Below are 24,050 nucleotides of genomic sequence, written 5' to 3'. Positions count from 1 at the left end.
CGCAGGGGGTGGTCCACCCGAACCCGGGCCTGGTTTCCCGGGTGATCGCACCGTGCCCCGCAAGCCACCACGGCGAGCACGCGTGACGACTGTTTACGGGTGGTGGACCGCACCCCCATTCGATTCGGGCACCCGAACGCCGCGACCGCGATTGGCCGACTGATTCGTGCACCCGAGCGCCGCGCGGTGGGAACACGGCGGTTGGACAGTCGCATGGTCCGGGCGCGCCGTGGGATGTCACCGCACCGTGTCACCCGCGCGCGGTAGCGTCTGGCGCATGAGCGAACCCGCCACCGGTCCCCTGCTGTTGCTCGACGGCGCCAGCCTCTGGTTCCGCGCCTTCTACGCGATTCCCGAGAAGATCACCGCGCCGGACGGGCGGCCGGTCAACGCGGTGCGAGGGTTCACCGATATGGTCGCGGCGCTCACCAAACAGCACGCCCCGAGTCGGCTGGTGGTATGTCTGGATCTGGATTGGCGGCCCAAGTTCCGGGTCGATCTGATTCCGTCGTACAAGGCGCACCGGGTCGCGCAGGAGCAGCCCGCCGACGCGATAGCCGCTGTGGCGGAAGAGGTTCCGGATACCCTCACCCCGCAGGTGGACATGATCCTGGAGGTGCTGGAGGCCGCCGGCATCGCCACCGCCGGGGCCGAGGGACTCGAGGCCGACGATGTGATCGGCACTCTCGCCACCGTCGAACGCGATAGCGAGGTGATCGTGGTCAGTGGCGACCGCGACCTGCTGCAACTGGTGCGCGACACCCCCGCTCCCCCGGTGCGGGTGTTCTACGTCGGGCGCGGCCTGGCCAAGGCCGAGTTGTGGGGCCCCGCCGAGGTCTCCGCGAAATACGGTGTGCCGTTGGAGAACGCGGGCCCGGCCTACGCCGATATGGCGGCGCTGCGCGGCGACGCCTCGGACGGTCTGCCGGGTGTGGCGGGCATCGGCGATAAATCCGCGGCCCAGCTCATCACCAAATTCGGCTCCCTGGACGCCCTGCGCGCCGCGGCCACCGACCCGGCCTCGGACCTCGCCAAGGGCGTGCGCGCGAAACTCGTTGCGGCGGAAGACTATTTGAAGGTCGCCGGTCCCGTCGTACGGGTCGTTCAGGATGCGACCGTCGAATTCTCGCGGCCCGACACCCTGCCTCGCGAACCCGAGGATTCGGACCGGCTCGCGGAACTGGCCGTGGCCTACAACGCCGAATCCCCGGTCAAGCGGCTCATCACCGCCATGGCCAAGCGCTGAACCGCTGTCGCGGTGATCAGAGCGGCCAGGTCTCCGGCTGACCGTTCAGGTCGGAGATCTGGGCCTGGCGGAATCGATTGCCGTCGAGATTGCGCAGCGTGATGTGCGTGGGCGCGGTGCGCACCCCACCGCTGGCGCAGTCGGGCACGCAGACCCGGCGCGATTGGGTGCCGTCGCCCTCGGCGGTATCGGGGCCCCAGCTGGACCAGGTGATGTCCTTGACCCAGAGTCCGCCATCCCCGCAGGCCAGCAGGATATTCGACGGCCGTTGCACGGCCTGGTCGGCGCTTCGGGTGCAGTCGTAGACGACCGGATCGGGTCCCGCGGCGTGCACCACGACCGCGGGGGCGAAGGCCGCGGCCAACGCGGCGACGGCGGTGACGCTCCAACCGGCTTTTCGCACAGTCGTATTCATCGGCACCCCCAACTCCTATCTACTTCACGATCTTCGGGCCACTGTACTCCGGCAAACTCGCGGCACCATTGCCCGGGACGACGAAACCCGGGACGATCATTGATCGCCCCGGGCCGCACGATGTTTCAGAAGTTCGACTTTCCCGCCGATCAGCTGGGACGACCCACCTCGTAGGTGCCGTCATCCTTGGTGACCTTGATGGTGACCTTCTTGGCCTCACCGCCCACCTTGAGGGTGCAGTCGAAAGTCTTGTCCACCTCGACCTTCTGGCCGGACGGGCAGCTCACATCCTGGACATCCTCGATGCCGTAGGAATCCTTGAGCACCTTCTGCACACCGGTGGCCACGGCTTTGTTGTCCAACTGGTCCTTGGCGGTCAGCACCACGACACCGGCGACGATCGCACCGAGTACGACCACGACGGCTGCCACAATGCCGATGATCAGACCGGTCTTCTTCTTTTTCGCGGGCTGCGGCTGCGGCCACTGCTGGCCCGGCTGCTGCTGATCCCAGCCGGGCTGACCCTGCTGCGGCCACTGCGGCTGACCCGGCTGCGGCTGCTGACCCCACTCATGTCCGCCGGTGGCGGGCTGACCCTGCTGCGGCCACTGCGGCTGACTCTGCCCCCACTGCTGACCGGGCTGCGGCTGCTGCGGCTGACTCTGCGCCCACGGCTGCTGCTGGTCGCCCCAATTCGTGGTCGGCTGCGCCGGCTGCTGACCACCCCAGTTCGGTCCGGCACTACCGGGCTGCGGCTGACCGCCGCCCCACTGCTGCGTCGGATCGTTGCGTCCCTCCCCAGTTCCTGGGGCGTCGTTCGGTCCGTACGGGCCGCTCATTTGCTTGCCTCCACTCGCAATCCGATGTACACACGCTAGCCCCCCGAGCGGGAACACGCTCGTGAGCCCACCGCGGTCGGTACGTCTTCAAGAATCAAAGCACAGACCGATTCGCTACGCGGCGTCCACCGCGACGACACCCCGCCGAATAGCCTTGACCGCCTTGGCCGCCGTGGCCGCGACCTCCACATCGTCGGCGGTGTTGTGGATCTGGTCCAGCATGTCGATGACCTGACGGCACCAGCGCACGAAATCGCCCGCCGACAGCGGATTTCCGCGATCCCCACTGGCGAGCAGGGCGTCGGCGAGATCATCGCCGCGCGCCCACGAGTGCATACCGGTAACGAAACCGAGATCGGGTTCGCGCGTGGGCGAGAGCCGATGCCTGGCCTCGTCCGCGCGCAGCTGCGACCACACCGCGATGGTGGCGTCGACGGCCCGGCGAATCGGCGCGGTCGGCCCCGAAGCGCCGAGATAGCCACCCTCCTGGCGTGATTCGAACACCAGGATGGACACCACCGCGGCCAATTCGGCCGGTCCGAGGCCACGCCACAAACCCTGCCGCAAGCTTTCGGCGACCACCAGATCGGCTTCGGCGTAGATGCGGGCCAGGCGGCGGCCGTCGGCGGTGACCTCGCCGTCCCGCACGTATCCGCGCTCGGCGAGCAGGGCCACAATCCGATCGAAGGTGCGGGCCAGCGAATTGGTCGTGGCCGCCACCTGCTGGCGCATGGACTCGGCTTCGCGGGCGATGCGGTTGTAGCGTTCGCCTATGCGCGCCAACTGTTCCCGATCCGGGCGGGCATGCGCCGGATGGTTCCGCAGCGCGCGCCGCAGCGACTGCAATTCGTGATCGTCCGCGGCCCGGGACTTCTTGCCGGTGCGGCCGCGACCGGGGACCACGATGCCGGTGCTGCGCAGCGCCGAGGCCAGATCGCGGCGCACCCGCGCGGTGCGATGGTCCACGTGCCGGGGCAGGCGCAGGTGGCCCAGGGATTGCGCGGGGGTGGGGAAATCGGCCGCGGAGATACGGCCCGCCCACTTGTCCTCGGTGAGCACCAGCGGGCGCGGATCGCCCGGGGTGGCATCGGGCTCGAGGATGACCGCGAGCCCCTGGCGACGTCCGCCGGGAATCGCCACCACATCACCGCGGCGCAGCGCGGCCAGCGCCGAGACCGCGGCCGAGCGCCGATCGGTGCGACCCTGATTCTCGATCTGGCGCTCGCGGGCCCGAATACGTTCGCGCAGTTGGATGTACTTGAGGAAATCGTCATCGCCGAGTTGGGAGCGCAGTTTGCGCATCTGCGATTCGCTCTTGTCGATACCGCGCACCAGACCCACGACCGACCGGTCCGCCTGGAACTGCGCGAAGGACCGCTCCAGCAGGGTCCGCGAATTCTCCGCGCCCATCCGATCCACCAGATTGATGGACATGTTGTATCCGGGCCGGAACGAACTCTTGAGCGGATAGGTTCGGGTGGAGGCCAATCCGGCCACCGCGCTGGTATCCACATCCGGATGCCACATGACCACCGCGTGGCCCTCAACATCGATACCGCGCCGCCCCGCGCGCCCGGTGAGCTGGGTGTACTCCCCCGGCGTCAACTCCGCGTGCGTCTCACCGTTGAACTTCACCAGCCGCTCGAGCACCACCGTGCGCGCGGGCATATTGATGCCCAGAGCCAGTGTCTCGGTGGCGAATACGGCCCGGACCAGCCCGCGCACGAACAGTTCCTCGACGGTGTGCCGGAAGGCGGGCAGCATCCCCGCGTGATGCGCCGCGAAGCCGCGATGCAACCCCTCGCGCCACTCCCAGTAGCCGAGCACCTCGAGATCACCGCGCGGCAGATCACCGGTGTGCTTCTCGATGATCGCGTCGACCTCGGCGCGATCCTCCTCGCGGGCCAGATCAAGCCGCGAGCGCACGCATTGGGCAAGCGCCCCATCGCATCCCGCGCGGCTGAAAATGAAGGTGATGGCCGGGAGCAGACCCTCGTCATCGAGTTTGGCGATCACCTCGGGCCTGGGCACCGGCCGGAAGAACCGGCGCGGCCCACCCCGCCCGCGCCCGCCGGGCATACCGAAATTGTCCATCCGGTCGGCGGCTTCGCGCTGTTTGATGAAGCGCACCAGATCCTCGTCGACCAGCACCTTCTGATCACTGGACCTGGTGTCGAAGAGGTCGAACATACGCCGCCCGACCATGACGTGCTGCCACAGCGGCACCGGCCGAGTCTCGTCCACGATGACCGCGGTATCGCCGCGCACCGTCTCCATCCACGCGCCGAACTCCTCGGCATTGCTGACCGTGGCGGACAGGCAGGCCAGGCGCACCTCGGGCGACAGGTGCAGAATGACCTCTTCCCACACCGCGCCGCGGAACCGGTCGGCCAGGTAGTGCACCTCGTCCATCACCACATACGAGAGTCCTTGCAGCGCATCGGAACTCGCATACAGCATATTGCGCAGCACCTCGGTGGTCATGACCACGACGGGGGCGTGCGGATTGATGGACTGGTCCCCGGTGAGCAGACCCACCGATTCCCGGCCGTAGCGCGCGGTGAGGTCGGCGAACTTCTGATTCGACAGCGCCTTGATGGGCGTCGTGTAGAAGCATTTGCCGCCCGAGGCCAGGGCCAGGTGGACCGCGAACTCGCCGACCACCGTCTTGCCCGCACCGGTGGGCGCGCAGACGAGCACACTGTGCCCGCCCTGCAACGCCTCACACGACTTGCGCTGGAACGGATCCAGCTCGAATTTCAGCTCTTCGGCGAATGCCGCCAGTTCGCCAGTAAGCGACCTTGATGTCACCGTCAGAGGGTATCGGAGTAATCCGACACGCTTCGCGTTGTTTTCTCCGGCGTGGCCGCGGGAACCGGTTCGGGCGCCTCGACCGGGCTCGCGTGACCGATGCCCTCGCCACTGTCGGACAGCGGTGAGGCCTCGTCATCGGAGAGGTTGTCCCAGTTCTCGGCATTGCGGGCCTTGCGCCGATCGTTGATGCGCGCGATCTGCACGGCGATCTCGAACAGCACCGTCAACGCCAGCGCCAGCGCCAGCATCGAGAACGGGTCCTGCGGAGTCACGATGGCCGCGAAGACGAACAGGCCGAAGATCAACCCTCGCCGCCATTTGGTGAGCCGCTCATAGGTGAGCACACCCAGGAAGTTCAAACCCACGATCAGCAGCGGTGTTTCGAAGCTGACGCCGAAGATTATCAGCAGTTTGATGATGAACCCGAAGTACAGCGAACCGCTCAGCGCAGTGATCTGGGTGTTGTTGCCGATGGTGAGCAGAAAGCTCAACGCGTGCGCGACGATCCAGTACGCGAGCACCGCGCCCGCCACGAACAGGCTCGCACCCGCGGTGACGAAGGAGACCGCGTACTTGCGCTCCTTGGCGTACAGGCCGGGGGTGACGAACGCCCACAGCTGGTACAGCCAGATCGGGCTGGCCATGACCACACCCGCGGTCGCACCCACCTGCAGGCGCAACATGAACTGTTCGAACGGCGCGGTCGCCAGCAATCGGCACGCGCCGTCCGGGCTCAGATTCGCGCGCGAGGAGGCTGGCAGTTCACAGTACGGTCCGGTCAGGATATCGCCGAGGCTCTCGATGCCGAGGAACGAATGCGAGTACCAGAAGAACCCGAGCAGCGTGGTGACCGAGATGGCCGCCAGCGCCACGAGCAGCCGGTAGCGGAGTTCGGCCAGATGCTCGACGAGGGACATGGTGCCCTCGGGATTGGTCCTGCGCTTGCTGCGGCGCGGATCGAACGGAATGCGCATGTGTGTGTGACTGCCTCGCTGCGAGTGAACGCCCCGGACCTGGACAACGCTTGACCGGGGGTGAGCGTCTACTCAACCCCGGCGTCAGATGCGGTCAGACCTGGGGCTTCTCGACGTTCACCGGCTGCGCGGCGGCGGGCTGCTGCACCACCGGCTGCGCGGGCGGAAGCTGCTGCGGGGCGGCCGCCTCGGGGGCGGTCTCGGCCGGCTTGGTGGCCTCGTTCTGCATCTGGCTGACTTCGCTCTTGAAGATCCGCATGGAGCGGCCCAGGCTGCGGGCCGCGTCTGGCATCCGCTTCGAACCGAAGAACAGCAGGAAGACCAGTGCGACGATCAGCAAGTGCCACGGGCTGATGCTGCCCATAATTCCAACCTCCAAAGACTGTGGTGTTTCAGATGCTACCGGACATGCATATGCCCGGGTTTTTCGTCAAGACTCCGAATGCGCCACCGCGGTCAGTTCGGCCAGCAACTCCGGCCCGGACCAGGTGCGACGGTCCCCGTTCTCCGCGGCCGTGACCAATTCGATAAGGCGCGCGTTGACCGGTGTGGGCAATCCGACCATGGCTCCGAGGCTCACGATTTCACCACAGAGCCAAGCGATTTCGGTTTTGCGACCCGCCGCCAGGTCATCGGCCATGGATGAGCGCGCCATCGGGTCGATGGCGAGCACGCGGCCGGCGACCCGGCGGAAGACCCCGTCGGGGACCGTCAGCAGGCGCGCCATGGCCTCGGGCGGCAGCGAGGTGAGCCGGGCGGGGCGGATTCGCGCGCGGGACATGGCCGCGAGCGCCTCCCGCTGGGTCAGGGCCAGACAGCGGCGGTAATCCCGGGTGCCCAGTTCCTCCCGCAGCGGACGACCGGACAGCGCGTTGATGGGATTGTTCAGATTCAGCAGGAGTTTGGCCCACTGCACGGGCAGCAGGTCGGGATGACGCTTCACCCCGAGGCCCGAGGCGTGCAGCACCGAGGCGAAACGGTTCAGCACCGCATCGTCGGCGACGGCCACCCCACCCGCGGTGCCGCGATGGAAGCGGCCGCTCTCGCGGTGCACGACATTGAACATGACCATGCCCGCCAGCACCACGCAGCCGGGCAGCACATCGCGGATGACGGCGTCATTGCCGATGCCGTTCTGCAGGCTGATCACCACGGTGCCGGGCTTGATCAGGCCGGACAGTTCGCGGGCGGCCTGCTCGGTATCGGCGGACTTGACCGTGATGAGCACCAGGTCGGCGTCGGCGGCCTCGGCCGGATCGGTGGCGGTGCGGAACAGCGCCGGGTCGACCCGTTCGTCCGCGCCCTCGAGATTCGTGAGCCGGATGCCGTGGGTCGCGATCTCATCGAGCAGCCGGGGACGGCCGATGAAGGTGACATCCGCGCCCGCGGCGGCGAGTGTGCCGCCGACATAGATGCCGATACTGCCCGCGCCCAGCACCATCACCCGCGGGGCGGTCGTTCTCGGGGCGGTCAAGCGGGACCGACCTCCTCGAAGCCGGTCAGTTGCAGGTCGGTCGAATCGTCCTGGGCCAGGGCCGAATACGCCACCAGCGCGGTGCCGGAGCGTTCGCGCACGGCGGTCACCAGTTCGGGCGGACCGAGCACGGTGACACCCGCGCCGAAGCCGAGCAGCAGGCGGGCCATCCAGTCCAGGGTGGCGAAGCGCATGGTGGCCTCGACACCGCCGTCCGGATGCACCGCGACCCGATGCATCGGGTACTGGTCCAGGACCCACGAGTAGTCGGCGTGAATCAGGAGGCGGGCCAGCGGCACGGCGGGATCGTCTACGAACAGGTCCAGCGCCGAGGTCTCGTCGAGGGTGGCATCGGCGGGCGGGCGGGCCGGTTGGTCGAGTTCGGTGGCCTCCTCGATGCGGTCGAGGCGGAACAGGCGCACGCCCTCGGCTTCCCGGCACCAGGCTTGCAGATAGCTGTTGTTGTCCACCAAGACAATACGAATCGGGTCCACTGTTCGTTCGGAGACCACATCGCGGCTGGCGGAGTAGTAGACCATGCGCAGGGCATGCCCGGCGGCGAGCGCGGAGCGGACAGTGGCCACCGACGGCGCCTCGGCGGGGGCGGGCAGCGCCTCGAATTCCCGGCCGGAGATGGCGGATTCGATTTTGGCGATGGCCGAATGCGCGGCGCTGGGGTCGACCATGCCGGGCAGGTCCGCGATCGAGCGCAGCGCCACCAGCAGGGCGGTCGCCTCCAGCGAGGTCAGGCGCAGCGGGCGATCGATACCGGCGGAGAAGGTGACCTCGATGCTCTCCTCGGAGAACGACAGATCGATCAGATCGCCGGGACCGTAGCCCGGAAGTCCGCACATCCACAGCTGGTTCAGGTCGCTCATCAGCTGTTTGGTGGTGACGCCGAGTTCGCTCGCGGCCTCGGCGGCGCTGATGCCCGGGTTGGCCTGGAAGTACGGGACCATATTCAGCAGGCGGGACAGGCGGACCGAAAGTCGGCTGCTGGCAGCGGCATTGGCGCGGCGGTCGCGGGCCCCGGTGGAGATGCGCGCCCCGTCATTGGCATTCGATGCAACCTTGCGCGTATTGCCCGATTCGTCGCTCATGCGGAGACCTCCGTCCGTTCCAGCACCGACTTGAGCCGGGCGATCACGTTCTCGCGCAGCTCTTCCGGCGCCAGCACCAGAGCATCCGCGCCGAGACCGGTGATGAGCCGGGCCAGCCAGTCGCGAGAACGAATGGGCACCTCCACAATCGAGCCCTTGCGACCACCGAGCTCGCGCTCCTCCATGGTCGCGCCGAGCCGGCGGATCTCCTGACCGCGGCCGTCTGCCACCCAGACCGTGGCCGAACCGGTGATCGGGGCCTGCCCGGTGACCTCGGCGACCAGGGCGCGCAGGTCCACCGCCTCGGGCTTGTGCACGGTATTGGCCGGGCCGTACTCGGTGATGGCCTCGCCGATCCGGGAGATGCGGAAGACGCGGGGGGCGTTGCGGGCGTTGTCGTAGCCCGCGAGGTACCAGCGGCCGTGATGGGTGACCACACCCCAGGGCTGCACATCGCGTTCGATCGGTTCGCCGTGTGATTGCCGGTGCAGGAACTTCACCGCGCGGCCCGCGTCGATGGCGGCCAGCAGTTTGCCCAGCACCGGTTCCGAACCGCGCGTGCGCGCCGGGACCGCGGGCACCGAGGCGACACCGGCATCGGGCTCCAGGTGAATGCCGGCCGCCCGCAGTTTGAGCAGTCCGCCCTCGGCCGCGGCGGCCAGTTCGGGTGATTCCCACAGCTGCACGGCCACCGCGACGGCAGCCGATTCCGCGCTGGTCAGATCGATATCGGGTAGCTCGTAGGCATCCCGATTGATGCGGTAGCCCTCGGCGCCGGAGTACCGGCTGATGGGCCCGATTTCGAGCGGAATGCCCAGATCGCGCAGCTCGTTCTTGTCGCGCTCGAACATTCGGCTGAAGGCCTCGTCGCTCGCCGACTCCTCGTAACCCGCCACCGAATCCCGAATCCGCTCGGCGGTCAGGAATTGGCGGGTGGACAGCAGCGCGATAACCAGATTCATCAACCGCTCGACCTTGGATATCGCCACCCGTTAGAGAGTAGTGTGCCCGCCGACGTCACGTGGAACGACCCGGCCATGCGGGTCGTGCGGACCGCAAACGAAACGGGCCGCGGACCACGAAGGTCTACGGCCCGTCCCTTTACCGCGGGTCTACATCGAGGCGATCAGTCGATCCACGCGTTCATCGACCGAGCGGAACGGGTCTTTGCAGAGCACCGTGCGCTGGGCCTGATCGTTCAACTTCAGGTGCACCCAGTCGACCGTGAAATCACGACCGGCCTCCTGCGCGGCGGTGATGAAATCACCACGCAGCTTGGCGCGGGTGGTCTGCGGCGGGGTGGTGACCGCGGCGTCGACCGCCTCGTCCTCGGTGATGCGCTTGGCCAAACCCTTGCGCTGTAGCAGATCGAAGACCCCGCGACCGCGCTTGATGTCGTGGTAGGCCAGATCCAGCTGAGCGATCTTGGGATCGGACAGTTCCATGCTGTAGCGATCCTGGTAGCGCTGGAACAGCTTTCGCTTGATGACCCAGTCGATCTCGGTATCGACCTTGGCGAAATCCTGCGCCTCGACCGCGTCGAGGGTGCGGCCCCACAGATCCACCACCGCGTCGACCTGCGGATCGCGATCCCTATTGCGCAGATGCTCCACGGCACGGGCGTAGTACTCGCGCTGGATTTCCAGGGCGCTGGCCTGACGGCCGCCCGCCAATCGCACCGGACGCTTACCGGTGAGATCGTGAGAAACCTCGCGGATCGCCCGAATCGGGTTGTCCAGGGCGAAGTCCCTGAAGGCCACGCCCGCCTCGATCATCTCCAGCACCAGCGAGGCGGTGCCCACCTTGAGCATGGTGGACGGCTCGGCCATATTCGAGTCGCCGACGATCACGTGCAGGCGGCGGTACTTCTCGGCATCGGCGTGCGGCTCATCACGGGTATTGATGATGGGCCGGGACCGCGTGGTCGCCGAGGAGACGCCCTCCCAGATGTGCTCGGCGCGCTGGGACAGACAGAAGGTCGCGGCCTTCGGGGTCTGCAGCACTTTGCCCGCGCCGCAGATCAACTGACGGGTCACCAGGAACGGCAGCAGCACATCCGAGATGCGGGAGAACTCACCGGCGCGCACCACGAGGAAGTTCTCATGGCAGCCGTAGGAGTTGCCCGCGGAATCGGTGTTGTTCTTGAACAGGTAGATGTCGCCGCCGATGCCCTCCTCGGCGAGACGCTGTTCGGCGTCGATGAGCAGATCCTCCAGGACCCGTTCACCGGCGCGGTCATGAGTGACCAGCTGCACCAGGCTGTCGCACTCGGCCGTCGCGTACTCCGGATGGGAACCGACATCGAGGTAGAGCCGGGCGCCATTACGGAGGAACACGTTGGAACTACGGCCCCAGGAAACCACCCGGCGGAAGAGATACCGGGCCACCTCGTCAGGACTCAACCGACGGTGACCGTGAAAGGTGCACGTCACCCCGAATTCGGTTTCGATCCCCATGATTCGTCGCTGCACCCTATCGACATTACAGCGCTGTAGTGCCCGATAAGGGCGGTGTGGCAGACCCGATGCAAACGTATTCACAACGATTTAGCACGGGATGCCGTGTTGCACTGCCTCGCTCCGCTCGGCAGTTCGCGGCCCTGGAAGTCCCGCTTCTTCCCTCCTCCGCTCCCCCGCTCCATCAGTCCAGAAGCGAGACGGGCCGCCAACCTGGGGATTTGCGGTTGAATGCGGATGCGCGACAAACGATTTCGGGCCACGAACTCGAAAGTCCGTGGCCCGATTCGAAATTGCCGGAAACAGCGCAAATTCCCGACCGTACGGAATGAATCGGTCGGGAATTGTGCGAACACTAGGCTTGGGACGGATCTCCGGACGAGGGTTTGTCGGCCTCGGCCGCCGCCGCGGCGCTCTGCGCCTTGCCGGTGATCAGTTCCTGTAGTGCGGCTCCGGTGATGCGGCGGAAGGCCCGTCGCGGCCGGGACTGTTCGAGCGTGGCGACCTCCAGCGAGGAGGAACCCGCGGCCTTCTTGTCCTTGTCCGCACCCTCGGGCGCGGATTTGGCCAGCGCCGCCATGGCCACGGTGACCGCGGCGTGCAGATCCAGACCGGGCTGATAGGAGGCCTTGAGCGCGGTGACGATGGGCTCGGTATTGCCGCCCATCACCACGAACTCGCGCTCGTCGACGATGGAGCCGTCGAAGTTGATGCGGTACAGCACCGAACTCGGATCGGCGTCCGGGTAGCCGACCTCGGCCACACAGATCTCCACCTCGAACGGTTTGAGTTGATCGGTGAAGATGGTGCCCAGGCTCTGCGCGTAAAGGTTGGCCAGGAATCGACCGGTGACATCGCGCCGGTCGAACTGGTAACCACGCAGATCGGCCTGCAGAATGCCACCGCGGCGCAGGCTTTCGAACTCGTTGTACTTGCCGACCGCGGCGAAGCCGACGCGGTCGTACAACTCACTCACCTTGTGCAGTGTGGCCGAGGGGTTCTCGGCCACGAACACCACACCTTTGTCGTACACCAGCACGATGACGCTTCGCCCGCGTGCGATGCCCTTGCGCGCGAGTTCGGTCTTATCGCGCATGATCTGTTCGGCGGACGCGTAATACGGCAGTGTCATGCTCGGGCACTCCCCTCTTCGTCCACGCGCTCGGCCACGATCTCGCGAGTGATCTCGGCCAGTCGACCCTCCGACACCTCAACGGCGCCTTCGGAATCGATGACGATCGCCGTCGGATAGATGCCCCGCAATTGATCGGGGCCGCCGGTGGCGGTGTCGTCGTCCGCGGCGTCGAACAGGGACTCCACGGCGATGCTGAGCGCCTTGTCCTGATCGATGCCGCGGTGGTAGGTCTTCTTCAGCGACGATTTGGCGAACAGCGAACCGGAACCGACCGCGGTGTAACCGAATCGCTCCTCGCTGCGGCCGCCGACCACGTCGTAGGAGATGATGCGGCCGGACTTGTCCGGGTCCTGCTGGTCCGGGTCGAAACCCACCAGCAGCGGCACCACCGCGAGGCCCTGCAGGGCCGCGGGGAGGTTGTCGCGCACCATCTTCGAGAGTTTGTTGGCCTTACCGTCGAAGGTGAGGGGGACGCCCTCGATCTTCTCGTAGTACTCCAGTTCCACCGCGAACAGCCGGATCATCTCGATGGCCATACCCGCGGTGCCCGCGATACCGGCCGCGGAGAAGGTGTCGGTGATGTACACCTTCTCGATGTCACGGCTGGCCAGCAGGTTGCCCTGGGTGGCCCGGCGGTCACCCGCGATCAGCACACCGCCGCGGTAACTGACCGCGACGATGGTGGTGCCGTGCGGTGCGATATCGGCCGGTGCGCCCCCGTGGGGGTAACCGTCGCTCCGGAAATTGTTGCCGGGCAACAGTTCCGGAGCGTGCAACCGCAGGTATTCGGAGAAGGACGAGAGGGCGTTCCCCATCTGGAGACGCAGTGGGTCGCCTTGGGTCACTGGCCGCCCTTCTGAACGTACGCACGCACGAAGTCCTCGGCATTCTCCTCGAGAACATCGTCGATCTCATCGAGCAGGTCGTCGGTCTCCTCAGCCAGTTTCTCCCGGCGCTCCTGCCCCGCAGCACCGTCCCCGACGGGCCCCTCGTCCTCGTCGCCACCACCGGCGCGCTTGGTCTGCTCTTGTGCCATAGCAGCCGACCTCCTCTGTGATCATCGGCGAGCACCGGAGAAAATCCGATGCCCGTAGCTCAACACTACCCAGCGTCGAGGACAACGCGCCGGATTAACCGCATTGACGTCGCTTCGCGATCTTCCGGAAGCCTGTCCCCCGCGCATCGAAAGCGACTCAGTGCGTGAGTTGCTGGACCAGTTCCGCGGCGCTGCCGACACCGTCCAGCAACTTGCCCACGTGGGCTTTGGTGCCGCGGCGGGGTTCGAGGGTGGGGATGCGGACCAGGGAGTCGCCGCCGAGGTCGAAGATGACCGAGTCCCAGCTTGCCGCGGCGATATCGGCGCCGAAGCGGCGCAGGCATTCGCCGCGGAAGTAGGCGCGAGTGTCGGTGGGCGGGTTGGTCATTGCGTCGAGGATCTGCTGTTCGGTGACCAGGCGCTGCATGGAGCCGCGGGCTACCAGGCGGTTGTACAGGCCCTTGTCGAGGCGGACGTCCGAGTACTGGAGGTCGACCAGGTGCAACTTCGGGGCCGCCCAGTTCAGGCCCTCGCGGGTCCGCATGCCTTCCAGCAGGCGGAGTTTGGCGGTCCAGTCGAGCAGGTCCGCGGTCTCCATGGGATCGCGCTCGAGCAGGTCGAGCACATGCGCCCATTTGGTGAGCAGATCCTGGATGCGCGCGTCGTCGATGCCCTGGCGGTAGACGAACTTCTCCACCCGGTCGAGGTAGATGCGTTGCAGCGCAAGGCCGGTGAGCTCGCGGCCGTCGGCGAGGGCCACGGCGGCGCGCAGCGTCGGGTCGTGGCTGATGGTGTGCACGGCGGTGACCGGGCGGGCCAGTTGCAGATCCGAGAGATCCTCCCCCGCCTCGATCATGTCCAGCACCAGCGCGGTGGTGCCGACCTTGAGGTAGGTGGCCCATTCGGAGAGGTTGGCATCGCCGATGATGACGTGCAGACGGCGGTACTTGTCCGCGTCGGCGTGCGGTTCGTCACGGGTGTTGATGATGCCGCGCTTGAGCGTGGTCTCCAGGCCGACCTCGACCTCGATGTAATCCGCGCGCTGGGACAGCTGGAAACCGGGCGTATCGCCGTTCTGGCCGATGCCCACGCGGCCGGAGCCGCAGATCACCTGACGGGAGACGAAGAACGGCGTCAAACCCACGATGATCTGGTTGAACGGCGTATCGCGGCTCATCAGGTAGTTCTCGTGGGTGCCGTAGGAGGCGCCCTTGCCGTCGGTGTTGTTCTTGTACAGCTGCATCCGCGGCGCTCCGGGCACGCTGGAGGCGAATCGGGCGGCGGCCTCCATGACGCGCTCACCGGCCTTGTCCCAGATGACCGCGTCGAGCGGGTCGGTGACCTCGGGGGCGGAGTACTCCGGGTGCGCATGGTCGACGTAGAGCCGCGCGCCATTGGTGAGGATCATATTCGCCGCGCCGACCTCGTCGGCGTCGATGACGGGGGCGGGACCGTTCAGCCTGCCGAGGTCGAAACCGCGCGCATCGCGCAGCGGTGATTCCACCTCGTAATCCCAGCGGGTGCGTTTGGCGCGCGGCACGCCTTCGGCTGCGGCATAGGCGAGAACCGCCTGGGTCGACGTGAGAATCGGGTTGGCCGACGGCTCCGAAGGCGTCGAAATGCCGTACTCGACCTCGATTCCGATGATGCGCTGCATACGGTCGAGCCTAGGCGACGCGACGGCGGATCGGGCGCGAGCGGGGTCCGGGCCGATTCTCCGGGAGGATCATTCGCGAGGACGACCCCGGGTCGTCCTCCCGGGCGATCCGCGCTGACCTGCTCGGATCGCAGAATGACCGATATGGTCGAACCCGTCACACCCGCGCAGTCGACACCCCTCACGAGGGCCGGGATCGAGCCGAATCGTGTTACGGCAGAGCGACATCCCGTTCCAACCGGATCCAGGAAGGTCGTGACGCGGACCGGGTCGACACGATTGCCCGCGCTGGATGTGCTGCGCGGCATCGCGATTCTGGGCACGCTGGGCACCAACGTCTGGATCTTCACCAATTCATTCGGACTGGTCGGTTACCTCGCACGACTGGACGAGCCGACCGGGATATGGCTCTGGACGGAGCGCTTCCTGCAACAGCTCGCGCAGGGCAAATTCCTGGGCCTGCTCACCATCATGTTCGGTATCGGCCTGGCGATTCAGCAGGGCTCGGCCACGCGCGGCGGGCGCGCATGGCCGGGCCGATACCCCGTACGAGGCGGGCTGCTGTTCCTGGACGGCCTCGTCAACTTCCTGTTCGTCGCCGAATTCGACGTGCTCATGGGCTACGCGGTGACCGGACTGGTGGTGGCATTCGTTCTCGCCACCGGCGAACGGTGCCGGCGCCGCTGGCTGTACCTCACCGCCGCGATCCACACCGCCATGCTGACGGTGATCGTCGTGGGCATCACTCTCGCTGCCGCACAAGGCGATTCGAGCACCCCGGAGCCGCCGGACCCGAATCCCTATGCGGACGGCTCCTTCTGGGATCTGGTGGTCTTCCGAATCGATCACGCCCTGCTGTTCCGCCTGGAGCCGCTCTTCATCTTCCCGATGTCGATCGCCCTGTTCCTACTCGGCGCGCACCTGTTCCGCGCGGGAGTCTTCGCACCCGCGGGCGCGCGAATCCGCAAGCGGCTCATGATCATCGGCTTCGCCATCGCCGCACCGCTGGACCTGGTCATCGGCATGCTCGGCGGCGACCTGATCCTGCTCACCCGCTACGGTCTGGCCCCATTCGTCGCCCTCGGCATCCTCGGCTTGGTGGCGCACGTCTACACCCGCCGTCCCGCACCGGGTTTCATCGGCCGCTGCTTCGCCGAGGTCGGCCGGATGGCATTGAGTTGCTACATCCTGCAGAACCTGATCGCCGGATTCCTCTGCTACGGCTGGGGTTTGGGGCTATCGCAACTGTTCTCCCCCGATTCCCGAGTCCCCTTCACCCTCGCCGTCTACCTGATCGTCTCGGCCTGCATCCTGATCTTCGCCCACGCCTGGCTGCGCCGCTTCGACCGCGGCCCGGTCGAGTGGCTGTGGAACGCGAGCTACCGCGCCCTCGCCGAGCGCGGCGGTCGTGCAGGTCAGACCGCGTAGACGGGGTCGTTACACCGCCACCCGCACCGGGCCGAACCAGCGCTCGAGAGCCGCGCGCAATGCCTCGACTTCGGCGGCATTCGGCTGCCCCGAGTCGCAGGCCCACGCGACGTAGGAGTCCGGGCGCAGCAGCAGCGCGGTCGCGGGCGGCTGATCCAGCGGTACCGCGATGATCTCCACCCGGTCACTCCACCGGCTCACCGCCGCGGCCAGGGATCCCTCGGCGGTGAAATCGAGGAGCAAAGGCTTTGCCGCTCTGGTCAATTCGGCCAGTCGGACCGGACCGGACTCGATACGGAGATCGAAGTCGGGTGCGGGCCACCCCACGAGCGGGTGCGGATCGGTTTCGCCCATGTCGTAGCGGATATCCGCGCCCGAGATCAGATCGGCGAGCCGCTGCACGGTGGATCGGTCGGTGAGGAGTTCGGCGAAGACCTCGCGCATGGCGGTGACATCCGCACCCGGGGCGAGCAGCGCGGCCTGGGTCTGAGATTGCACCACCGCGCGGCGGGCCGCGATACGGCGTTCGACGTCGTAGGTGTCCAGGAGACCCGCGGGCGCGTGGCCCGCGAGATCGGCGGCGAGCTTCCAGCCCAGGTTCATCGCGTCCTGAAGACCCAGATTGAGCCCGGGACCGCCGCCGAAGACCAGGACGTGCGCCGCGTCACCGGCGAGGAAGATTCGCCGATCGCGGAATTGCGCCGCCACCCTGGTGTTTCCGCCGAGCTGACGGCGCAGCGCGGGTTCGCCCGGACCGGTCGGCGGACCGAGCGGAATCTCCGCGCCGAGCACGTACGCGATACTGGCCCGCATCTCTTCCAGCGTCAACGGCCCTTCGGGCGCGGGCCGATCCCACTCGGTCGTATTGAGCAGCGGACTCCGGCCCGGAAACGGCGCGTACGCGAATCCGCCGCGCTCGGTGCGGATCGGCAGGAACGGCCGGATCTCGCCGATACCGGGAACCCGCAGACTGCCGGTCGCCGGATCCACCCACTCCTCGGGTATCGCGGCGTGCACGGTGCGTCCGGTGGTGCGGTCGTAACTGACTCCCGGGAAATCGATTCCGGCGCGCTTGCGAATCAGACTGTGACCACCGTCCGCGCCGACCAGGTAGCGGGCGCGCACCTGACGAGCCCCTTCCGTGTCCGAAATCCGCACGGTGACACCGTCATCGTCCTGTGCGATATCGGTTATCTCAGTGCCCCAGAGGATTTCGGCCCCGAGTTCGAGTGCCCGATCCCGCAACACCTCCACAATGCGCGGCTGCGGCACCGCCAGGTTGTAGACGGGACTGCGTTCGAGCAGGCTCAAATCCAAAGGGAGAGCGGCGAACATGAAGTAGTTGGCGTTGGGTTGCGGCGGCCCGGGCGGACCGCCGAGGCGCTCGTACAGCCCGCGCCGATCCATCATCGGCACCACCTGGCCGACCAGCCCGTTGGCCTTGTGTTCGGTGCTCGGTTCGGCGAGGCGTTCGAGCACCAGCGGCCGGATACCAGCCAGGCCGAGTTCACCGGCCAGCATCAGGCCGACGGGGCCCGCTCCCGCGATGATCACATCGTGCGTCATGACTTCTCCTGAGAAACAGCGTTGTTCAGTTGGGTACCGGCAGGCCCGCGGCCAGCCGATCGAGCGCTTCGCGCAGCAGTCCCATGAGCGGCTGCGGCGGATCGGCGCGCTGACTGTGATCGATGGCGGTGCTGATGGCGGCCGACACCGCCGCGGCCACGAGATTCGGGTACAGGTCCCGCGCGACGTCGGTGCCGGTCCGCACGGCCACCGCGGCCGAAAGCGTCTGTTGCGCGGTCGCATTGGCCTCGAGAATCGCGACCTGCACCGCCGGTGTGCCGAGCATGATGCGAATGCCGTCGACCCAGTGCCGGTCGGTGGTGGTCGCTGCGGTGACGGTCTCGCCGAGGGCGAACCGGTCCAGTACCGCCGCGGTCATCGCCTCCCAGAGGGTTTCGTCGTCCGGTCGGGCGGCGAATTCTTCGGCGACCTGTTCCATGCGCTCCAGATGCCGGGACGCGACCGCCTCGGCCTTGCTGGAGAAGTAATTGCGGAAGGTGCGCACCGAGACATTGGCGGCGGCGGCGATATCGTCCACCGTCACGTTGTCCCAGCCGCGCTCGACCCCCAGCCGGATGGCGGCCAGACTCAGGGCGAGCCGGGTTTCCCGCTTCTTGCGCTCACGCAGTCCATCGCTCACGACACCCAGGATACAGATTGTTGCCGCGACGGCAACATTTCCCCTGCGGCAAAATTATGCGGTATGCGCGGCCACCGAGCGCGCCACCAGCTCGGCGACGACGGTATCGCGGGTCATCGGCACCTCCAGGCTGCGCGCATTGCCCTCCAGCAGCGCCAGCACCGATTCGGTGAGAATGCCCTCGACCTGCTCGGAGGTGAGCACGCCGTCCGCGCGCCAGCTGTTGACCACGCCGTCGACGAAGCCCACCATGCCGAAGGCGGTGGGGCGGGCGCGATTCGGGTCCAGGCCGAAGCCGCCGAGGACATCGGCGAACAGATCCGCCAGCTGTGCGCCGATACGATCGCGCGCCCCGGCCAGCGCGCTCCCGCTCGCCCCGTGCGGATCCCCCGCGGCCAGGAAGCGATGCAGATTCGGGTGCCGCTCAACCCATCCCACGTAGGTGCCGACCGCGCCGCGCACCGCATCGCGCACGGTGCCGTCCGGTCGCAGCCGCGGAAGCAGTTCGGCCAGTAGCGAATCCAGAATGTGGCGGCGGATTTGCTCATCCAGATCGGCGCGACCGTCGAAGTGCCGGTAGACCACCGGGCGCGGCACCTTCAGTCGATCGGCGATCTGCTGTACGGAGATCTCGGTGCCATTGGCCTCGATGACGGCCAGCGCGGCGTCGAGCATATCGGCGCGGCGGCGGGCCTTATGGCCATTCCAGCGGGTGCTGCGGCCGTCGGAGGCCGTCGAGGTCGAATGTGCGCTGGTTCCGGTCACCCGCTTCACGATACCCACCCGCTTATTGACCGATACACCATGTACCACTAATCTGAGTGTAACAGCGTGTACCAGTAATTCGAGTCAGGATGCTGCCGTGAGCAATGACGCCATCGCCGCCGCCAAGAACACCGTGCTCCCCCGGGACTCCTTCGCCCAGCGTTTGCTCACCGGGCATGTGAAGAAGTTCTACGACCCGGTCGTCGACATCGACTGGGACGCACCCCTGGACCCGGACAAACTCTTCCTCCCCGCCGAGGTCGTCTCCCTCTACGGCACGCCGCTGTGGGAGGCCATGGATCACGCGCAGCGCCGTGAGCTCTCCCGCCAGGAGCTGGCCAATGTGCTCTCGGTCGGCATCTGGTTCGAGAACCTGCTGAACCGACTCCTGTTGCGCGAGTTGATGAACGGTGATCCGACCACCCGGCACTCGCACTACACCCTCACCGAGATGGGCGATGAATGCCGGCACATGATGATGTTCGGCAAACTCATCGACAAGGTCGAGGCACGCCCGTACTGGCCCAATCGCTATGAGCGACTGACCATCAGCGCGCTGCAACTGTTCCTACAGGGGTCGATGGTGTGGGTCGGCGCGCTGGTGGGCGAGGAGATCTTCGACGCCATCCAGCGCCAGACCCTGGACGATCCGCAGTTGCAGCCGGTGGTGGCGCGAGCGATGCGGATCCATGTGACCGAGGAGGCCCGGCATATCGGATTCGCGCGAGATGCCTTGGCGCGCAGGGTGCCCGAGATGTCGGCCGCCGAGCGGGCGTACACCAGGCTCTGCGTGGCGATCGCCGCACCGCTGTTCGTGCACCTGATGACGAACTGGCATATGTACGCCCGTGCCGGGGTCGAGGACGGCCGGGCGGCCCGCCGCATGGCGCGCGCCAATCCGCACGCCCGGCGCGCGCTCGGTATCGGGGCCGCGAATCTCGGTGCGTTCCTGGAAAAACAGGGTTTGATCGGGCCGATCGGCAAGCGCATCTGGCAGCGCAGGGGGCTGCTGTGAAGCGTTCACGGCGGGCGGTGACCGAGGATCTGGACTACCCGGATCCCGTACCCGCACCGGAGTATTCGGGCCCGGCGCTACTCGACGCGCCGGGCGCCGAACTCGCGGTGACGGTCAGCCTGAACGGTCACGTGGATCCGATAGACGGCAATTTCCACTGGTACGGAAGGGTTTCCGCGCCGGAGGGCATCGAATTGCCCGATCCCGGACGCGGTCAGGTCTTCCTCACCCTGCCCGGCGGCACCCCGGCGCGCGGGGTGCTCCAGGAGCGTGACCCGTGGGGCAATCTACGGATAGTCGGCATCGGCACGCCGCCATTCCCATTGGAGCGGGCCGAGATTCACCCCGGCACGCACTGAACCGCGCGGCGCGTCAGCCGGGCAGACCGACGAGATCCGCCATCCTCTCCACGGCATACTCGAAGAACGGTCCGGCCGGATCCATGATGCCGACCAATTGCCCGGTCAGTTCGAAGGTGACCGCACCGAAGAGCTGGGTCCACGCCACGACGGGGCGCGCGATGTACTCCGGCGGCAGTCCGGGCGCGATCCGCGCGGTGGTCTCGGTGGACTGCGCGGTCAGCTCGGCGGACATCTCCTCGCCGCTACATCAGCCCCCGCGGCCTGGACCCGATCATGAACCGCGTCTTCAACACCCCGCCCACACTCGGCATCAGCGTCGCCGGATCGCGCCTGCTCGCCGCGCGCAGCCGCAAATCCGGCGAATGGCGCACCACCGTAGTCAACCGAACCGGGGATGCTTCTATATTTGTCAAGCCGCGCTGGGGGTTCGATACAGGCAGTCCCCTTGTCTTGTTTTCGTTCTTCTTGTCCTGGCGTCTTTTATCTTTTAGGTTTTTGTCTTTTCTATTTGCGCTCTTGATCTTTCAGCGCAGCGCGTCGAGCGCGGCATCATCCCGCGCGACGAATGCCCGCCCATCGTCGGTCAGGACGATGGGCCGCTGAATCAGGCGCGGATGCGCCGCCAAGGCTTCGATCCAGCGGTCGCGGTCGGCAGCGGTTCGACCCCACGCCGAGACACCCAGTTCCTTCGCCTCCGCCTCGGCGGTGCGGGTGATGTCCCACGGCTCCAGGTCGAGTTTGCCGAGGACCGTGCGAATTTCGGCGACCGTCGGCGGATTGTCGAGATACCGCCGCTCAACGTACTCGACACCGGTTTCGTCCAGCGTCGCCTTCGCGGTGCGACTCTTCGAGCACTTCGGGTTGTGCCAGATCTCGGTTGCCATACCGGCAGCCTAGCGATCACCACCCCCGCTGATCACAGCCAGTCGACGACCCACGGATACGGCCGCATCCAGTACAGACCGGACTCCGGCAGCGGTCCGCCCCAGCGCTGTTCGGCCTGACCGAGTTCCCAGCGGTACTCGGGAGCGGGTTCGCCCTCGTGAATCTCGTAGAGGTGCCGACGCCAGGTGTTGAGCATGGCGGGCACCACCTGCGGGTCGGTGCCGAACGCCCAGTTCACGCAGCGACCCATGAGGGTGTCGACCGCATGGTTGGCGGCATTCGGATCGCCGGTGCTGAGCGAATGCAGAAAGGCCGCGACCAGGTTGTAGGCCATGGCGTCGTGCACGGAGGTCTGACCGTTCTCCAGTGCCCACACCCCGAGGTAGGTCGGCCCCTGCTCGTCGATCCACACCGAGTGGGCTTCGCCGACCCGATTGTCGAAGATCAGCGCCATGAGCATGCCCAGCACCGACTTGCCCACGATCAGCGGATCCGGATTGCCGGTGGCGATGGCATCGTCGATGAGCGCGCGATACGCCACGGCCGCGATACCCGGCCGCTGTGCCTCGAGCAGCGCGTCGGCGGTCTCACCGCCCGCAAGCTGGTCTGCCGGTGGCTGTTTCGGCCCGGTGGTCGATTCGATGCCGTTCCCGGAGACGCTGAGCAATTCGGTCTGCTCCACCTCACCCAGGGGCGGGCCGAGCGGCGGCAGCTCGATCAGCACCGGGTCCGGCAGCGGCGGGGCGAACGTATCCGGCCCCAGCGGGGGCCGCGGCTCCTGCCCGGGCTGCTGGGCAAAGGGGTCCATACCTTGGGGCGGCTGGGCGAAGGCGTCCGCACCTTCGGGCGGCTGGCCGAACGGATCCGATCCCGTGGGCGGCAGCCCGAACGACTCCTGCCCGAACGGAGGCTGGCCGACAGGCCCGGGACCGTCTGAACCTGGGCCGATATCGCCGGGAGCGAGCGATGGCTGCCCGCTCGGCCCCCGACCGGGCAGCGACTGCGAGAAAGCATCGGGTCCCAGCGGAGGTTGCGCGAAGGGGGGTTGGCCCGACTGCGGACCGCCGAACGGGTCCGCACTCGGCGGCGAGAAGGCGTCTACGCCGTTCGGCGGCAAGCCGTACGAGGGCTGGAAAGCGTCCGGTCCCGCGGGATTTCCGGGCGGGGCCTGGAAGGCGTCCGATCCCGCGGGGTTTCCGGTCGGGGGCGGGAACGCGTCCACACCCGAACGAAGGCCGTCTGATGAGACACCGTCCGCACCCTGAGAAAAGCCGGGCGACGGGAAGGCAGCTACGCCCGGGGCAACACCGGGCGACGGAAAGGCATCCGCACCCGTCGGAGGTAGGCCGGACGGTGCGCTGTTCGCAACGGCCGGTGAGCTGTCCAGGTATTGCAGTGCCTCGCGGGCGAATTCGTTGTCGTGTGCCTGCAACCAGTCGCGGCCCGCGCGCAGGGTGTCGACGAGGTGGCCGCCGACGCCGTGTTCGATGGCGGCGCAGACGGCGTAGTAGCCGTAGGCGCGGTGTTCGCCGTCACCCTCGGCGATCAGGAGTTGGGCGTATCGGCCGGCCAGGTCGTGTCGTTCGATATCGCCGAGCAGGGTGCAGGCGGTCATGGCGGCCATCAGGACTTCGCCGTGGTCGCCGTGGCTGCGGCGGATGTCGATGCAGCGGTCGGCCATGGTGACGGCGCTGTCGGGTCGGCCGAGTTGGGTGGCCGCCTCCACGGCCATGGAGTACATGGTGGCGAGGGTGGCGGGCGGGATATCGGCCGGGAAGCGGGCGGGACCGTTTTCGGCGATGCGCAGCGCCTGCTCGAATTCGCCCGCGGCGAAGGCGGATCGGAAGGTGTAGGACACGACCCAGCCGTAGTCCTTGGGGTCCGGTGGGCTCAGCAGCGCGTCATCGAACGCCGTCAGTCTGGCAAGTGCTTCGGTCGCACGTCCGGACTCCAGCATGCCGCTCGCCTCGTTCATCACTTCGACGAACGCATTTCGATCCATGGCCTCTTCGCCTTCCCGCCTTCTTCAGGCCCGGATCGTATGGCGCACCACCGGACTCGCGCGGGCAGTGAGGGAAACGTCATAGTTCGGCGGGGGCGGGCATGACCGGTCACCCGGCGACCTGTTCCGGTCGCCGGGACTGCTCCTCCCCCACCTCTCAACTACGTTCCCCCACAACAGTTTCCGCCGCGCTGACGCCGACGGCACCACCCCCTGATCGGGCTCACAACCGAATATCCGG

23 protein-coding genes are annotated in these 24,050 nt (G+C 67.2%); 4 read left to right on the top strand and 19 right to left on the bottom strand.

Annotation, left to right across the window (positions count from 1 at the left end; all coding sequences use genetic code 11):
* Positions 1-277: 277 nt before the first annotated feature.
* The gene (locus NA10_RS02795; RefSeq protein ID WP_067562874.1) at positions 278-1,246 is read left to right on the top strand and encodes a 5'-3' exonuclease; all 969 of its coding nucleotides are present in this window, start codon (positions 278-280) and stop codon (positions 1,244-1,246) included.
* Positions 1,247-1,262: 16 nt separating this feature from the next.
* On the opposite strand, the gene NA10_RS02790 is transcribed toward NA10_RS02795, so the two are convergent.
* From NA10_RS02790 to dop, 13 genes are all read right to left on the bottom strand, one after another.
* Entirely contained in the window at positions 1,263-1,661 is a 399-nt protein-coding gene (locus tag NA10_RS02790; protein ID WP_067562872.1) for a hypothetical protein, read from the bottom strand.
* Between the two features lie 149 nt (positions 1,662-1,810).
* Positions 1,811-2,500 carry a DUF4333 domain-containing protein gene (locus tag NA10_RS02785; RefSeq protein WP_067562870.1) on the bottom strand — a complete coding sequence of 230 codons (690 nt, stop codon included), beginning with the start codon at positions 2,498-2,500 and terminating at the stop codon, positions 1,811-1,813.
* A 114-nt stretch (positions 2,501-2,614) separates the two neighbouring features.
* Positions 2,615-5,311, bottom strand: coding sequence for a DEAD/DEAH box helicase (locus NA10_RS02780; protein ID WP_067562867.1), 2,697 nt, complete (start codon positions 5,309-5,311; stop codon positions 2,615-2,617).
* Positions 5,312-5,313: 2 nt separating this feature from the next.
* Entirely contained in the window at positions 5,314-6,288 is a 975-nt protein-coding gene (gene tatC / locus NA10_RS02775) for a twin-arginine translocase subunit TatC (RefSeq protein WP_067562864.1), read from the bottom strand.
* Positions 6,289-6,382: 94 nt separating this feature from the next.
* Positions 6,383-6,652, bottom strand: coding sequence for a Sec-independent protein translocase subunit TatA (tatA, locus tag NA10_RS02770; RefSeq protein WP_067562862.1), 270 nt, complete (start codon positions 6,650-6,652; stop codon positions 6,383-6,385).
* Positions 6,653-6,718: 66 nt separating this feature from the next.
* Positions 6,719-7,729: a 2-dehydropantoate 2-reductase gene (locus NA10_RS02765; RefSeq protein ID WP_067562859.1), complete on the bottom strand. Its 1,011-nt coding sequence runs from the start codon at positions 7,727-7,729 to the stop codon at positions 6,719-6,721.
* Positions 7,730-7,758: 29 nt separating this feature from the next.
* Entirely contained in the window at positions 7,759-8,862 is a 1,104-nt protein-coding gene (locus NA10_RS02760; RefSeq protein ID WP_281180138.1) for a helix-turn-helix transcriptional regulator, read from the bottom strand.
* Entirely contained in the window at positions 8,859-9,851 is a 993-nt protein-coding gene (locus NA10_RS02755; RefSeq protein ID WP_174562467.1) for a helix-turn-helix transcriptional regulator, read from the bottom strand. Before NA10_RS02755 ends, NA10_RS02760 begins: the two co-directional genes overlap by 4 nt.
* A gap of 123 nt (positions 9,852-9,974) precedes the next feature.
* On the bottom strand, positions 9,975-11,333 hold the full coding sequence (gene pafA / locus NA10_RS02750) for a Pup--protein ligase (RefSeq protein WP_218021430.1): 1,359 nt from the start codon (positions 11,331-11,333) through the stop codon (positions 9,975-9,977).
* A gap of 340 nt (positions 11,334-11,673) precedes the next feature.
* Positions 11,674-12,450, bottom strand: a complete 777-nt coding sequence (gene prcA, locus NA10_RS02745) for a proteasome subunit alpha (protein WP_067562856.1) — start codon at positions 12,448-12,450, stop codon at positions 11,674-11,676.
* Positions 12,447-13,268, bottom strand: a complete 822-nt coding sequence (gene prcB / locus NA10_RS02740; RefSeq protein WP_067562854.1) for a proteasome subunit beta — start codon at positions 13,266-13,268, stop codon at positions 12,447-12,449. The genes prcA and prcB overlap by 4 nt, the downstream gene beginning before the upstream one ends.
* 26 nt (positions 13,269-13,294) lie before the next feature.
* Complete coding sequence (locus tag NA10_RS02735; RefSeq protein ID WP_067536347.1) at positions 13,295-13,489, bottom strand: ubiquitin-like protein Pup; 195 nt, start codon at positions 13,487-13,489, stop codon at positions 13,295-13,297.
* A gap of 157 nt (positions 13,490-13,646) precedes the next feature.
* Positions 13,647-15,146: a depupylase/deamidase Dop gene (gene dop, locus NA10_RS02730; protein ID WP_067562852.1), complete on the bottom strand. Its 1,500-nt coding sequence runs from the start codon at positions 15,144-15,146 to the stop codon at positions 13,647-13,649.
* A 255-nt stretch (positions 15,147-15,401) separates the two neighbouring features.
* Between dop and NA10_RS02725 the strand changes: the two genes are divergently transcribed.
* Positions 15,402-16,574 carry a DUF418 domain-containing protein gene (locus tag NA10_RS02725; protein ID WP_067562850.1) on the top strand — a complete coding sequence of 391 codons (1,173 nt, stop codon included), beginning with the start codon at positions 15,402-15,404 and terminating at the stop codon, positions 16,572-16,574.
* Between the two features lie 9 nt (positions 16,575-16,583).
* On the opposite strand, the gene NA10_RS02720 is transcribed toward NA10_RS02725, so the two are convergent.
* From NA10_RS02720 to NA10_RS02710, 3 genes are read right to left on the bottom strand one after another with little or no spacing between them, the layout of a single operon-like run.
* The gene (locus NA10_RS02720; protein ID WP_067562846.1) at positions 16,584-18,140 is read right to left on the bottom strand and encodes an FAD-dependent monooxygenase; all 1,557 of its coding nucleotides are present in this window, start codon (positions 18,138-18,140) and stop codon (positions 16,584-16,586) included.
* A 25-nt stretch (positions 18,141-18,165) separates the two neighbouring features.
* Positions 18,166-18,780 (bottom strand): TetR/AcrR family transcriptional regulator, encoded by a 615-nt coding sequence (locus tag NA10_RS02715; protein WP_245676986.1) that lies wholly within the window; start codon positions 18,778-18,780, stop codon positions 18,166-18,168.
* 54 nt (positions 18,781-18,834) lie between these two features.
* Positions 18,835-19,545: a TetR/AcrR family transcriptional regulator gene (locus tag NA10_RS02710; protein WP_067562920.1), complete on the bottom strand. Its 711-nt coding sequence runs from the start codon at positions 19,543-19,545 to the stop codon at positions 18,835-18,837.
* A 97-nt stretch (positions 19,546-19,642) separates the two neighbouring features.
* Here NA10_RS02710 and NA10_RS02705 point away from each other — a divergent pair, with 97 nt between their 5' ends.
* Positions 19,643-20,560 carry an AurF N-oxygenase family protein gene (locus NA10_RS02705; RefSeq protein ID WP_169812516.1) on the top strand — a complete coding sequence of 306 codons (918 nt, stop codon included), beginning with the start codon at positions 19,643-19,645 and terminating at the stop codon, positions 20,558-20,560.
* Entirely contained in the window at positions 20,557-20,919 is a 363-nt protein-coding gene (locus NA10_RS02700) for a DUF4873 domain-containing protein (protein WP_245676984.1), read from the top strand. The genes NA10_RS02705 and NA10_RS02700 overlap by 4 nt, the downstream gene beginning before the upstream one ends.
* 13 nt (positions 20,920-20,932) lie before the next feature.
* Here the strand turns inward: NA10_RS02700 and NA10_RS02695 are convergent, their stop codons facing one another.
* From NA10_RS02695 to NA10_RS02685, 3 genes are all read right to left on the bottom strand, one after another.
* The gene (locus tag NA10_RS02695) at positions 20,933-21,154 is read right to left on the bottom strand and encodes a TetR-like C-terminal domain-containing protein (protein ID WP_067562842.1); all 222 of its coding nucleotides are present in this window, start codon (positions 21,152-21,154) and stop codon (positions 20,933-20,935) included.
* Positions 21,155-21,446: 292 nt separating this feature from the next.
* Entirely contained in the window at positions 21,447-21,806 is a 360-nt protein-coding gene (locus tag NA10_RS02690; RefSeq protein WP_067562840.1) for an arsenate reductase family protein, read from the bottom strand.
* Positions 21,807-21,838: 32 nt separating this feature from the next.
* Positions 21,839-23,809, bottom strand: coding sequence for a hypothetical protein (locus NA10_RS02685; protein WP_067562837.1), 1,971 nt, complete (start codon positions 23,807-23,809; stop codon positions 21,839-21,841).
* Positions 23,810-24,050 lie beyond the last annotated feature (241 nt).

This window comes from Nocardia acidivorans NBRC 108247, from assembly GCF_001625085.1.
Taxonomy (GTDB): Bacteria; Actinomycetota; Actinomycetes; order Mycobacteriales; family Mycobacteriaceae; genus Nocardia; species Nocardia acidivorans.
Note: the sequence above shows the minus strand (reverse complement) of the source record. Positions and strands in the feature narration are given on the sequence as shown.